Origin of the sequence: Streptomyces sp. NPDC002055, assembly GCF_040296705.1 — a bacterium.
Taxonomy (GTDB): domain Bacteria; phylum Actinomycetota; class Actinomycetes; order Streptomycetales; family Streptomycetaceae; genus Streptomyces.
The window spans coordinates 91,862-104,994 of sequence record NZ_JBEOXS010000007.1 but is presented as its reverse complement, the minus strand read 5'-3'; the positions used below and the strand labels follow the sequence as shown (position 1 = coordinate 104,994).

Genomic DNA, 13,133 nt, shown 5'->3' with positions numbered 1-13,133 from the left:
GTCACGCTCCAAAGTCAACCGACTACGCGGCGTCGCCGGGGAGGGCGCACCGGGGGCGGTCCGGGTGCCGCCGTCAGTAGCCGAAAGCGCGGGCGGTATTGGCCGCCACGGCCGCGGCCAGGGTGTCCTCGTCCACGCCCTTGACGTCCGCCATGGCCCGCAGGGTGACCGGAATCAGATAGGGGGCGTTGGGCCGTCCGCGGTACGGCGCCGGGGTGAGGAAGGGGGCGTCGGTCTCCACCAGGACGAGGTCGAGCGGGGCGACGGCCAGCGCGTCCCGCAGGTCCTGGGCGTTCTTGAAGGTGACGTTGCCGGCGAACGACATCAGATAGCCGCGCTCGGCGCAGATCTCGGCCATCGCGGCGTCGCCGGAGTAGCAGTGGAAGACGACGGTGTCGGGCGCGCCCTCCTCGGCCAGCACCCGCAGGACGTCCTCGTGCGCCTCCCGGTCGTGGATGACGAGCGCCTTGCCGTGCCGCTTGGCGATGTCGATGTGGCGGCGGAACGACAGTTCCTGCGCGGCCATGCCCTCCGGGCCGGTGCGGAAGCGGTCCAGGCCCGTCTCGCCGACGCCGCGCACCTGCGGCAGCGCGGCGAGGGCGTCGATCTCGGCGAGCGCGGCGTCGAGGGCCGCTTCGCCGCCGGGCTCGCGGGCGCCCTGCCGGGACCAGCCGTCGGGGTCGCCGTGGACGATCCGGGGTGCCTCGTTGGGGTGCAGCGCCACGGTCGCCCAGACGCCGTCGTGGGCGGCGGCGGTCTCGGCGGCCCAGCGGGAGCCCTGCACATCGCAGCCGACCTGGATCAGCGTGGTCACGCCGACCGAGGCGGCCTGGGCGACCGCGTCCTCGACGGCGCCGGACTGCATGTCGAGATGGGTGTGCGAGTCGGCGACGGGCACCCGCAGCGGCTCGGGCAGCGGCGGCGGTACGGCCTTGTCGTCCCGCTTGCCGTTCCTGCCGTCCGTGCCGGATGCCGATGATGTCGCCGCCATGGCGGCGATCCTATGCGGACCCGCCGGGGCGACCGCGGGCGGCTGCCGCGGTCGCCCCGGGTGGCACCTCGGTCACCTGCGGTGGAAGACGTGCAGCAGATCCGCGAAGTGGCGGCGGTGGGTTTCGCCGGCGGCGCGGTCCTTTTCGGCGGCCGGGGCCGGAACGGCTGCCTCCTCGGGCGCCGCGGTCACGACCGGCGGCCGCATCGGGGCCCCGGAGAGCAGCGGGCCGGCGATGCCCTGCTCCCCCAGCGCCGCGGCGGCCGACGGGATCTGGCCGGAGCGCATGATCCGCACCACATGGCCGTCGCAGTTGCCGCAGACCGGCGTGGTCAGCGGGGACGGCACCCGGCGGCCGTCCGTGTAGTAGGTGACGACGGACCGGCCCTGGGCGTCGGTGTGGTGGCGTATCTCGTATGCCTGCTCCCAGCCGTGGCCGCAGCGCATACAGGCGAACGAGTATGCCTCGTGCACAGGCGGCTCCGACCCGCCGTTGCGGGGTGCGGGGGGAACACTGCGCGAGGTGTCTGCGGTCTCACTCATGCCAGCTCCTCTTGTCCACCGGACAAGCTCTCCGGGACCGGGACGTCCCACCTCCAGTGGACTCCCCGCCCGGCCGGAACACAGCAGGCCCTGCCACCTGTTGGTTCAGATTTTGGGCTTGTTTGTGAAAAGTGCCCCACGCATCGTGCGGCCTTTGCTTATCAGATTAGTCCTTTACCTTCCGAAGGTCCCGTTCGCTCCGCGTTCTTTGCCGCCACGACCGCATCGAAGACCTCCCGTTTGGGTAGGCCCGCGTCCGCCGCGACGGCCGCGATGGCCTCCTTGCGGCGCTCCCCGGCCTCCTCGCGCACCGCGACCCGGCGGGCCAGCTCCTCCGGGCCGAGCTCCTGGCGGCCCGGCGCGGGGGCGCCCTCGACGACCACGGTGATCTCCCCGCGCACGCCCTCGGCGGCCCACGCGGCCAGATCCTTCAGCGGGCCGCGGCGCACCTCCTCGTAGGTCTTGGTCAGCTCCCGGCACACGGCCGCGCGGCGGTCCGCGCCGAACACCTCGGCCATCGCGGCGAGGGTGTCGTCCAGCCGGTGCGGGGCCTCGAAGTAGACGAGGGTGCGGCGCTCCTCGGCGACCTCGCGGAGCCGGCCGAGGCGCTCGCCCGCCTTGCGCGGCAGGAACCCCTCGAAGCAGAACCGGTCGACGGGCAGCCCGGACAGGGCGAGCGCGGTGAGCACGGCCGACGGCCCGGGGACCGCGGTGACCGGGATGTCCTGCTCGACCGCGGCCGCGACGAGCCGGTAGCCCGGGTCGGAGACCGACGGCATCCCGGCATCGGTCACCAGCAGCACCCGCGCCCCGCCGGTGAGCGCATCGACCAGCTCGGGGGTGCGGGCGCTCTCGTTGCCCTCGAAGTACGACACGATCCGGCCCGCGGGCTGCACCCCGAGCGCCTGGGTGAGCCGGCGCAGCCGGCGGGTGTCCTCGGCGGCCACCACATCGGCGGCGGCCAGCTCGGCGGCGAGCCGCGGCGGCGCGTCCGCGATGTCGCCGATGGGGGTCCCTGCGAGTACCAGCGTTCCAGTCACGCCCCCATCCTCGCAGGGGCCCGGGCCGCCCCGGTGTCCGCGCTCCGGCGGCGCCCCACCGGCTGTGTGCCGCCTCCCGGAGCGGGCGGGCGTCATCCCACAGCCGCGTTCCCTACGATGGCGCGGTGACCAGTACGACAGGAGCGCCGCCGGTGCGCGCCGAGCGGCCCCCGGGGGCCACGGCCCCGCACCCCAAGCCGACCGCCTGGCAGCTGCGGCTGCGCCGCTTCGGCCACCTGGACCGGCCGCGGACCCCGCTGCGGGACCGTCTGGTGCCGCCGTACGCGCCGCCGGGCACCGTGCTGTGGACGCTGCTGGGCCTCGGTCCGCGCGTGACGGACCGGCTCGCGCGCTGGTCCGGCTGGGGCGGCCCGCTGCTGGTCGCGCTGGTCGCGGGGCTGCTGCGGTTCTGGCACCTGGGCAGCCCGAACGCGGTGATATTCGATGAGACGTACTACGCCAAGGACGCCTGGTCGCTGCTGCAGTACGGCTACGAGGGCACCTGGCCGAAGAACGCCAACGACCTGATCCTGGGCGATCCGCAGCGCATCCCGCTCAGCCCCGAGCACTCGTACGTCGTCCATCCGCCGGTGGGCAAGTGGACGATCGCGCTGGGCGAGTCGGTCTTCGGGCTGAATCCGTTCGGCTGGCGCTTCATGGTCGCGCTGCTCGGCACCCTGTCCGTGCTGATGCTGTGCCGCATCGGGCGGCGGCTGTTCCGCTCCACGGCGCTCGGCTGCCTGGCGGGCGGCCTGCTCGCCGTGGACGGCCTGCACTTCGTGATGAGCCGCACGGCGCTGCTGGACCTGGTGCTGATGTTCTGGATCCTGGCGGCGTTCGGCTGCCTGCTGGTGGACCGGGACCGCACCCGGGCCCGGCTGGCGGCGGCGCTCCCGGCGGACCCGGACGGGACGGTGCACCCGTCCGACGAGGTGGGCGACCGGCTGCGGCTGGGGTGGCGGCCGTGGCGGCTGGCGGCCGGACTGTGCCTGGGGCTGGCCTGCGCCACGAAGTGGAACGGCCTCTATGTGCTGGCCGCGTTCGGCCTGCTCACGGTGGCGTGGGACGTGGCGGCCCGGCGCACCGCCGGCGCCCGGCGGGCGTACCGCTCGACGGGCCGGCGCGACCTGCTGCCCGCGTTCTGCTCCCTGGTGCCGGTGGCGATCGTCACCTACATCGCCTCCTGGGCGGGCTGGTTCGCCACCCGCGGCGGCTACTTCCGCGACTGGGCGTCGACCGATCCGCACCGGGGCGGGGCGTGGAGCTGGCTGCCGGACAGCCTGCGCAGCCTGTGGCACTACCAGTCCGAGGTCTACAACTTCCATGTCGGGCTGACCTCGCCGCACACCTATGAGTCGAACCCCTGGAGCTGGCTCGTCCTCGGCCGCCCGGTCTCGTACTTCTACGAGTCCCCCGGGCCCGGCAAGGCGGGCTGCCCGGTGGACGCCGCCGACAAGTGCGCCCGGGAGGTGCTGGCGCTCGGCACCCCGGTGCTGTGGTGGGCCGGCTGCTTCGCGGTGCTGTACGTGCTCTACCGCTGGGCGTTCCGGCGGGACTGGCGGGCCGGCGCGGTCCTGTGCGGGATCGCCGCGGGCTGGCTGCCCTGGTTCCTGTACCAGGAGCGGACCATCTTCCTCTTCTACGCGGTCGTCTTCGTGCCGTTCCTGTGCCTCGCCGTGACGATGATGATCGGGGCGCTGCTGGGGCCGCGGGGAGCGAGCGAGCGGCGGCGGACGCTGGGGGCGGTCGGCGCGGGCGTCCTGGTCCTGCTGATCGTCTGGAACTTCATCTACTTCTTCCCGATTTACACCGGGCAGCCGTTGCCGGTGGAGGCCTGGCGGAACCGCATGTGGCTGGACACCTGGGTCTGATCGCGTAGAGTGCGCCGCGATCGCGCTCTTAATCGATTGATTAAGAGGACAGAGAGACACTCTGGGGGTTTCTCCAATGCGGAGTGGCGGTAAGGCCGCTGTCATCGGCGGCATCACGGCCGCGGTGCTGGGAGCTGCCGGATACGGCGCGTACGCCCTGCTGGACGGCCCGGCCGACGGAACGGCCGCGGACGGCAAGCCGTCGGTGAAGACCGGCCCGCCGGACGCGTCCGAGGTCAGGAAGGCCACGCGGGGCTTCCTCGCCGCGTGGGGCTCCGGCGACCCGCGGCAGGCGGCGAAGTACACCGACGACCGCGAGGCCGCGGCGACGGCGCTGCGCGCCTACCGCACGGACGCGCACATCTCCGACGTCCGGCTGGACCCGGGCGCCCGTCGCGGCAGCACGGTGCCTTTCGACGTGGAGGCTGAGATCTCCTACGGTGACCGGACGACCACCTGGACGTACTCCTCCGAGCTCGACGTGGTGCGCGAGCGGCGGACCGGGCGGGCCGTGGTGAACTGGCAGCCCTCCGTGGTCCACCCCGAGCTGCACGCCGGGGACTCCCTGAAGACGGGCGAGGCCGAGGCGCCGCCGATCAAGGCGGTCGACCGCAACGGCACCCCGCTGACCGAGAAGACCCACCCGGCGCTCTCCGGTGTGCTGGCCGGCCTGCGCGAGCGGTACGGCGACAAGGCCGGCGGCACGGCCGGGGTGGAGCTGTGGATCGAGCGCGCGGGCGGCTCGGACGACGCCGCGAGCGCCTCCCCCGACACCTCCGCGGCCGGCAAGAAGGCCGAACAGCCGGACAAGACGCTGAAGGTGCTCTCCAAGGGCACCCCCGGCACACTCCGCACCACCCTCGACGCCGCGCTGCAGACCCGGGCCGAGAAGTCGATCAGCAAGCACGGCAAGGCGGCCGTGGTGCTGAGCAAGGCCCGCACCGGCGAGATCCTGGCCGTCGCCAACTCTCCTGCCCAGGGCTACAACACCGCGCTCCAGGGATCGCTGGCCCCGGGCTCCACGATGAAGGTCATCTCCTCGGCGATGCTCATCGACAAGGGGCTGGCCGGCTGGGGCAAGCAGCACCCGTGCCCGAAGTACGCGCCGTACGGCGGCTGGAAGTTCCAGAACGACAAGAAGTTCGAGATCAAGAACGGCACGTTCGAGCAGAGCTTCGCCCGTTCCTGCAACACCGCCTTCATCACGCAGGCGGAGAAGCTGAGCGACTCCGAACTCACCAAGGAGGCGCGGGACGTCTTCGGCATCGGCCTGAACTGGCAGACCGGTGTGCCGTCCTTCGACGGTGCCGTCCCGGTGCAGTCCGCCGCCCCCAAGGCGGCCTCGCTGATCGGGCAGGGCGGGGTCCGGATGAACCCGCTCACCATGGCGTCGGTCGCCGCCACCGTGCGCACCGGCTCGTTCCACCAGCCGTACCTGGTCGCCCCGTCCCTCGACAAGCGGAAGCTCGCCGAGGCGGCCCGCCCGCTGTCCGCGGACACCGCGCAGCAGCTGCGCAAGATGATGCGGCTGACCGCCACCCAGGGCACGGCGGCCGAGGCGATGGCCGGGCTCGGCGGCGACATCGGCGCCAAGACGGGTTCGGCGGAGGTCGACGGCCAGAAGAAGCCGAACGGCTGGTTCACCGCCTACCGGGGCGACCTGGCCGCGGCGGCCGTGGTCCCCGAGGGCGGCCACGGCGGCTCGTCGGCCGGACCGGTGGTGGCCCAGCTGCTGCGCGCGGGGGGCTGACCCGCCCGCGCGACCCGCGCCGGAACCGGACCCGGGTCCCTCCGTGCGACGCGGCCGTGTGCCGCTCTTCTCCGCCGAACGCGGAAGGGGGCGGCACACGGCCGTTTTTCGGCTTTCGCACGCCGGTTTGCCGTGGAAGTCCCCTGCTCGATACCGTGATCATCTTCTTTAACGCCCTCATCAGCGCGTTAAAGAGGGGGCGGTACGCCCGGCACAGCACGCACGGCGCAGGCCCGTCACCGGCCGGACCGGTCGGACCAAGGGGAGCCGACTTGCGAAAGCCTCCCCGGCCTGCGGCCATTCACCAGGGGGATCCCATGAAGAAGCGTTTGTTCGGCATCATCGCGGCCGCGGCGGTCGCCGCTCCCGCGCTGCTCTGCGCGGGCTCGGCACAAGCGGCGAGCGGTGTACCCGTCACCTGGAAGAACAAGGGCACCAACCGGTGCCTGGACCACGTCTCCGGGGCCGTCGTGATGGGCCAGTGCGACTTCGGCTACCAGACCTGGTACGAGAAGAAGCAGTCCGACGGCACCTACACCCTGAACGACGGCGACAAGTGCCTGGAGCAGTCCCACGGCGGGGTCCGTCTGGCCGGCTGCAACGGAAGCAACAACCAGCGGTGGTACGAGAAGAAGCTCTCCAACGGCTGGCGCCTCACCAGCAAGGCCACCAAGCGCACCCTGGGGACGAACAGCTCGCACGGCATCTACGTGGGCATCGACGCCGGCGGCAAGCTCCAGCGCTGGTCGTGACGGACCGGTGAGGCGGTCGGCGCGGAATCCCCGGACCCAGGGGCGCCGCGCCGGCCGCCCCGCGCCCCGGCCGTGGCCCTCCGTTCCGCCCGTCTCCGCGACGATCCCGTACCGAGTCCGCGCCGGGCCGCTCCCGGTGTGACCCTCGCCGCACTCGTACGGCCGCGTGCCCGGTCCCGGGCACGCGGCCGTACGGGTGCGTGCCCGGTCCCGGGCAACGGACCCGGCCGAGGCCCGGAAACCCGCGGGGAGTTCGGCGGGCCGGCGGCAACCGGCCCCCGGCGTGCGCGGAATCACCATCGCGTGGCCCATGCACCTACCGCTAGCGTCGAGGCCATGGCATCACCCGACAACGCCCCGGACCGGACCACCGCACACGCCCATCCCCGCTTCGCGGAGGCCCTGCGCGCTCTCGGCCTCGATGTCGAGGTACGCCGCTTCCCCGACGCGACCCGCACGGCCGCCGAGGCCGCGGCCGCCATCGGCTGCTCGTTGGATCAGATCGTCAAGTCCCTGGTGTTCGCGGCCGACGGCGTTCCGGTGCTGGTGCTCATGGACGGCGCCTCCCGCGTGGACCCGGAGCGCGTGCGGGCCGAACTCGGTGCGGCGGAGGTCCGGCGGGCGGACGCGGCGCTCGTCCGCGAGACCACCGGCTATGCGATCGGCGGGGTGCCGCCGTTCGGGCACCGCACCCGCACCCGGGTCCTCGCGGACCGCGGGCTCCTCCGGCACGACGTGGTGTGGGCCGCGGCCGGCACCCCGCACACGGTGTTCGCGCTCGACCCGGAGACCCTGATCGGGCACGCGGGCGCCACGCTCGCCGACGTGCGGGAGCGGGAAGCGTGACGCCTCTCGTCGCGACGGCGGTGCTCCTCGCCGCCGTCACCCACGCCGGCTGGAACGCCGTCGCCCACCACATGAAGGACCAGTTGGTCGCCTTCACCCTGGTGAGCGGCGGCGGCGCGGTGTGCGGCGCCGTCATGGCGTGCTTCGCGCCGCTCCCCGACCGGGACGCCTGGCCGTATCTGCTCCTCTCGGCCGTGCTCCATGTCGCCTACATGACCCTGCTGATGCGGTCGTTCCGGCTGGGCGACTTCGGACAGATGTATCCGATCGCCCGCGGCACGGCTCCCCTGGTGGTGACCGTCCTCGCGGCGGTTTTCGTCGGCGAGGTGCCGGACGGCTGGGCCTCGGCGGGCGTCGTGGTGGCGTCGGCGGGGCTGGTGGGTCTCGCGCTGTGGGGCATCCGCGGTTCGGGCAACCGCCCGCACTGGCCCGCGATCCTCGCCGCCCTCGGCACCGGGCTGGCCATCGCCGGGTACACCGTCGTCGACGGCATGGGGGTCCGGGCGTCCGGCACCCCGGTGGGCTACATCGCCTGGCTGATGATCCTGGAGGGCGTGGCCATCCCCGCCGTCGCCCTGGCCACCCGGCGCGGCGCCCTGCCCGCCCAGCTCCGCCCGTACGCGGTGCGGGGCCTGTGCGGCGGCGTGCTCTCGGTCGCCGCGTACGGCCTGGTCCTGTGGGCCCAGACCCGGGCCGCCCTCGCCCCGATCGCCGCGCTGCGCGAATCGTCGATCATCGTCGGGGCGGCCATCGGCACGGTGTTCTTCAAGGAACGCTTCGGCACGCCCCGGATCGCTGCGGCGGCGCTGATGGTGGTGGGCATCGGGCTGATGCTGCATACGAGTTGAGGGCGGGGGACGGCCCGGCGGCCGGTGTATCGCCGCCGGGCTGTCCCGGCGCCGGGAGTGCGCCAAGGCCCGGGGGTGTGCGGACGGGCTCGCGGTGCGTCGTGCGAGCCGGGCCAACGGCCCGATGCCCCCCACGGGTTGCCCCGGGGCACCGCCGGGCGGGCGTACCGTGGACGGTGACCCGGACGGGGGTGACCATGACTGACGCTCTGACCATCGGGGACCGGCTGGCGGCGCTGCGCATGCGCCGCGGCACGACGCAGGAGCAGCTCGCGGAGCGGGCCCGCCTCAGTGTGGACACCGTGCGCAAGCTGGAGCAGAACCAGCGCCGCACGGCACGGCTGGCCACCCTCAACGCCCTGGCACGGGCGCTGGATGTCGAGACCTCGGTGCTCGTCGGTCAGCCGACGGTGCTGGAACCGGCGAACGGCGCGGACCCGCCCAGCCTGCTCGCCCTGCGCCGCGCCGTCACCCCGCTCGCGGAGATCCCGGGCCTGGACGCCGGTGAGGACGACGTGCCGCCGCCCTCCCTTGCGCAGCTGCGGGCCTCGCTGCGCTCCACGGAACTCGTCCGGCGGCGGGGCGAGTTCACCCGGATCGCCTCGGTCCTGCCGGTGCTGATCGCGGACGCCCGGGCGGCGGTGCGGGCTCTCACCGGCGCCGAACGGGCCTCCGCACAGGCGGTGCTGGCGGAGGCGTACCAGGTCGCCGCCACCACGCTCGCCGGGCTCGGCAAGGAGGACGCCGCCTTCACGGCCATCGAGCACTCCGTCGCGGCTGCCCGGCTGTCCGACGATCCCCGCCTGGAGACGATGGCGATCTCCTGTCTGTCCTGGATCTTCACCAAGCAGGGGCGGATCGACGACGCCGAGCGGGTGGCGGTCGCGACCGCGGAGCGCATCGAGCCCGGTTTCCGCTCGGCCCCGGTCGACCTGTCCCTGTGGGGCATCCTGCTGCTGCGCGGGGCGACGGCGGCGGTCCGGGCCGAGCGCGGGGACACCGCGCGCGACCTGCTGTCGTTGGCCTCGGCCGCGGCGGCCCGGATCGGCACGGACCGGCTGGACTACGCGACGCCGTTCGGCCCCACCAACGCCGCGGTCGCCGCGGTGAACGCCTATGTGGACATGGGGCAGCCCGGCAGGGCCATCGAACGCGCACAGCAGGTGCGGGACACCTCCTCGCTGCCGCCGACCTGGCTGGCCAGGCACCAGGTGGACCGCGCACTCGCCTACGCCGACCTGGGGCGCGACGACCGTGCGGTCCGTGCGCTGCTGGCCGCCGACCGCACGGCTCCCGAGTGGATGCGCTACCACGCCACCTCGCGCCATCTGGTCGCGGAACTCCGGGGCCGGGAACGCCGACGCCACTCCCCCGTCCGGGATCTGGCGATGCGGCTGCACATCGAGGAATAGGGAACCGCGGAGTAGGACACCGCGCAGTAGGACACCGTGTCCCGGCTGAGGTCCCGGGTCGCACCGCCCGTCCCTGTCACCGCACCGGCTCCCGCAGCATCCTGCCGACCATGACAGAACCTCTCGGGGCGGCTGCGACCGCTCCCCGCTCCGTGCGCGCCTCCGCCGAGGCCACCTGGCGATTCCCCCGCACCCCGCGGAGCATTCCGCTGGCGCGGGCCGTGGTCCGTACCCGGCTCGCGGCGTGGGAGCTGGATGCGCGCACCGTCGACACGGCATGCCTGGTGCTCTCGGAGCTCATGACCAACGCCCAGGTACACGCGCGTGTTCCACCGGGGCGGGAGATCGGTGTGCGGTTCGCCCGGCAGCCGGGCCGCCTGCGCATCGAGGTCGCCGATGCGAGCACCGAGCCCCCGGAGCCGCGCGACGCCCGGGGCGAGGACGAGCACGGACGGGGATTGGCCCTGGTCATCGCGTTGGCGGCGAACTGGGGCGTGTACCCCCGCCGTCATGGCATCGGCAAGGTCGTCTGGGCCGAGATCGCGACGGCGGCCGGAGCGGAACGGGCTGATCCGGACGAGGTCTGACGGAGGCTGCCGAGCGCGGGGCGGGCCGGGGGTGTACGCCGAGTCCCGCCCCGGTGCCCGGCCCCGCGCAGACACGGAGAAGCGGGGCCGGGCCGTTTCGGAGGGGTTTCGCCGGGGCGGCGGTCCCCGGGCCGGTCCGGCACGGTGCGGTGTGCTTCGGCGCCGGGGTGGCACGTGACGTCGGCGGGCCTCCGGCGCAAAGGGCCTCTCAGCAGCGGAAGAAGATGCCCCGCACCTCGTGGAGGATGCCTTCCCACACGTCGAACCAGCCGACGAAGGTCTTGTCGTAGAAGTGGTGGAAGCAGTGCCGCCGCTCCCACCCGCACTCCAGGCGGAAGTCGTCGTTCGGGAAACCCCAGGAGTACACGGTGCCGCCGGCCTGGTTCCGGAAGGACAGGCCCTGCGGGGCGCCCAGCGGTTCGCCCGGGGCGCCGCGGCCGGTGCGGAAGCCGTGCGACGTGGCGAAGTAGTCGAGCGTGACGTGGACGAACGGGACGCCGGTGTGCGGGTCGGACGCCTGGGTCGCGGTCACCGTGATGTTCTCCAGGGTGGCGATCGGGGCGTGCGCCGCCGTGAACAGCTTCCCCTGGAACGTCATGGTCTTCGACAGCGCCCGCACCGTGTGCGTGACGTCCTGGCCGAGGCCGAGCATATGGCTGATCCTGGGCTCCAGCTCCAACTCCTGGAGCTCGGGAAAGGAAATGCCCTTGTCCGGGAGCATGTCGAGCGTGCCGGTCTCGAACGGCAGATCCGCTACGGCCCGCCCCGGCCGTTCCTGGGCCTGGCTGGACATGGTGGCCTCCTCCGTCGGCGCGTGCGACGCGGGGCCCTGCCGGGCGACGGGTCCGGGCGGCCCGGACCGGCGAGAAGCAGGTTCGCGAACACCCCGGCTCAGCCGCGCGATCGACGGCTCAGCCGCACGTTCGACGGCTCAGCGACGCGATCGGCGGTGATCCGGCAGGTCGTCCGCAGGGCTCGGCGTCGGTCGTCCATGCCCGGCCGTACGCAACGGAGGCCGGTTGCCCGGCCCGGCGCACGGCCGACGGCATGGACGATGTTCTTCCATCGTCCAACGGGACCGAGCGCGGTGCATCCCGGGCCGTCGCACCGTATGCGCGGGGGCATCCGGGGCCGCGAGCTGCCGAGTTCCCCCAGGCGGCAGCGCCGCCCGGCGCCGGCACCGGGAGCGGCTGTGCGCCGCGCCCGGCGCCCCCGGACCTGTCCCGGCGCCGCGGGCCCCGGCGCCCCGCGCCCCGCGCCGCGGGCCGGCTCAACCCCGTCGCGCGTCCAGGCAGTCCCGGACCGCGCGGACCAGGGCCTGTGCCCGCGGGTCGGCGGTGACGTTCTGCTGCATGCCGTTGGTGACGTAGCCGAAGGAGATGCCGGACTCCGGGTCGGCGAACGCCAGGGAGCCGCCGCGCCCCGGGTGGCCGAAGGAGCCGGGCGCGAGGAGCGGGGACGCCGGGCCGTGCAGCATGTAGCCCAGGCCGAAGCGGGTGTTGACGACGAGGACCCGGTCCGGTCCGGTGGACTCCTCCGTCCGCGCGAGGGTGAGCGTCGCGGGCGCCAGCAGACACCGGCCGCTGGGCACCGGGCCGATCAGCGCGGCGTAGAACCGGGCCAGGGAGCGGGCGGTGGCGATCCCGCCCGAGGCGGGGAGTTCGGCCGCGCGGTAGCCGGGGGCGTTCTCGTCCGGCAGCGGGTCGATGGCGGTGAAGGCGCGCCGGGTGAGGGAGTCGGGGTCGTGGTAGGCCTCGGAGACCGAGCGCTTGGGGCGGACCTTCAGCCCCTGCGAGGCGGGCGGCTCGGGGGCCGTGACATCGGCGATCCGGCCGACCCGGTGGGCCTCCTCCGGGGGCAGTCCGAGCCACAGGTCCAGGCCGAGCGGCCCGGAGATCTCGTCGGCGATCCAGCGTCCGATGGTGCGGCCGGTGATCCGCCGCACCAGCTCGCCGAGCAGCCAGCTGTAGGTCTGGGCGTGGTAGCCGTGCGCGGTGCCGGGCTCCCAGGCGGGTGCCTGGGCGGCCATCGCCCGGGGCCCGCTGACGCCGTCGGCGGCCTCCTCGGGCGTGAGCGGGGTGTCGAGCACCGGCAGCCCGGCGCGGTGCGAGAGCAGATGCCGGACGAGCACCCGCTCCTTGCCGTTCGCCTTGAACTCGGGCCAGTAGGTGCCCACCGGGGCGTCCAGGTCGAGCTGGCCGCGCTGATGCAGCATCAGCGGTACGGCGGCGGCAACGCCCTTCGTCGCGGAGCGGACGATCTGCGCGGTGTTCTCCTGCCAGGGTTCCGAGCCGTCGGCGTCGGCGGTGCCCGCCCACAGGTCGACCGCCTGCCCGTCGCGGGTGTGGACGGCGACCGCCGCGCCGCGTTCCCCGCGCAGGCCGAAGTTACGGACGAAGGCGTCCCGGACCGGCTCGAAGCCGTCCACCACCATGCCCTGGACGTCCACCACTGGTGCGTACTCCTGCCACGACTCGTAACCCGACAACCTCC

At 73.8% G+C, this 13,133-nt stretch carries 12 protein-coding genes; 7 read left to right on the top strand and 5 right to left on the bottom strand.

Going from position 1 to position 13,133, the window contains the following annotated elements:
- Positions 1 to 73: 73 nt before the first annotated feature.
- The 3 genes from ABT112_RS06020 to rsmI form a co-directional block, all read right to left on the bottom strand.
- On the bottom strand, positions 74 to 991 hold the full coding sequence (locus tag ABT112_RS06020; protein ID WP_351506023.1) for a TatD family hydrolase: 918 nt from the start codon (positions 989 to 991) through the stop codon (positions 74 to 76).
- 72 nt (positions 992 to 1,063) lie between these two features.
- Positions 1,064 to 1,534: a hypothetical protein gene (locus ABT112_RS06015; protein WP_502975253.1), complete on the bottom strand. Its 471-nt coding sequence runs from the start codon at positions 1,532 to 1,534 to the stop codon at positions 1,064 to 1,066.
- A 161-nt stretch (positions 1,535 to 1,695) separates the two neighbouring features.
- Complete coding sequence (rsmI, locus tag ABT112_RS06010; RefSeq protein ID WP_351506021.1) at positions 1,696 to 2,574, bottom strand: 16S rRNA (cytidine(1402)-2'-O)-methyltransferase; 879 nt, start codon at positions 2,572 to 2,574, stop codon at positions 1,696 to 1,698.
- Positions 2,575 to 2,699: 125 nt separating this feature from the next.
- On the opposite strand from rsmI, the gene ABT112_RS06005 reads away from it, so the two are divergent.
- The 7 genes from ABT112_RS06005 to ABT112_RS05975 all read left to right on the top strand — a co-directional run bounded on the left by ABT112_RS06005 (position 2,700) and on the right by ABT112_RS05975 (position 10,640).
- Entirely contained in the window at positions 2,700 to 4,445 is a 1,746-nt protein-coding gene (locus ABT112_RS06005; RefSeq protein WP_502975252.1) for a dolichyl-phosphate-mannose--protein mannosyltransferase, read from the top strand.
- 76 nt (positions 4,446 to 4,521) lie between these two features.
- Positions 4,522 to 6,195 carry a penicillin-binding transpeptidase domain-containing protein gene (locus ABT112_RS06000; protein ID WP_351506019.1) on the top strand — a complete coding sequence of 558 codons (1,674 nt, stop codon included), beginning with the start codon at positions 4,522 to 4,524 and terminating at the stop codon, positions 6,193 to 6,195.
- A gap of 317 nt (positions 6,196 to 6,512) precedes the next feature.
- On the top strand, positions 6,513 to 6,947 hold the full coding sequence (locus tag ABT112_RS05995) for an RICIN domain-containing protein (RefSeq protein ID WP_351506017.1): 435 nt from the start codon (positions 6,513 to 6,515) through the stop codon (positions 6,945 to 6,947).
- A 336-nt stretch (positions 6,948 to 7,283) separates the two neighbouring features.
- Entirely contained in the window at positions 7,284 to 7,793 is a 510-nt protein-coding gene (locus ABT112_RS05990; RefSeq protein ID WP_351506015.1) for a YbaK/EbsC family protein, read from the top strand.
- Positions 7,790 to 8,641 (top strand): EamA family transporter, encoded by an 852-nt coding sequence (locus ABT112_RS05985; RefSeq protein WP_351506013.1) that lies wholly within the window; start codon positions 7,790 to 7,792, stop codon positions 8,639 to 8,641. The genes ABT112_RS05990 and ABT112_RS05985 overlap by 4 nt, the downstream gene beginning before the upstream one ends.
- Before the next feature lie 197 nt (positions 8,642 to 8,838).
- Entirely contained in the window at positions 8,839 to 10,053 is a 1,215-nt protein-coding gene (locus ABT112_RS05980; RefSeq protein WP_351506011.1) for a helix-turn-helix domain-containing protein, read from the top strand.
- A gap of 110 nt (positions 10,054 to 10,163) precedes the next feature.
- Positions 10,164 to 10,640 (top strand): ATP-binding protein, encoded by a 477-nt coding sequence (locus ABT112_RS05975; protein WP_351506008.1) that lies wholly within the window; start codon positions 10,164 to 10,166, stop codon positions 10,638 to 10,640.
- Positions 10,641 to 10,848: 208 nt separating this feature from the next.
- Here ABT112_RS05975 and ABT112_RS05970 read toward each other — a convergent pair whose 3' ends face one another.
- Both ABT112_RS05970 and ABT112_RS05965 read right to left on the bottom strand, forming a co-directional pair.
- The gene (locus ABT112_RS05970; RefSeq protein WP_351506006.1) at positions 10,849 to 11,433 is read right to left on the bottom strand and encodes a hypothetical protein; all 585 of its coding nucleotides are present in this window, start codon (positions 11,431 to 11,433) and stop codon (positions 10,849 to 10,851) included.
- Positions 11,434 to 11,910: 477 nt separating this feature from the next.
- Positions 11,911 to 13,074, bottom strand: coding sequence for a serine hydrolase domain-containing protein (locus ABT112_RS05965; RefSeq protein WP_502975256.1), 1,164 nt, complete (start codon positions 13,072 to 13,074; stop codon positions 11,911 to 11,913).
- Between the last annotated feature and the right edge of the window lie 59 nt (positions 13,075 to 13,133).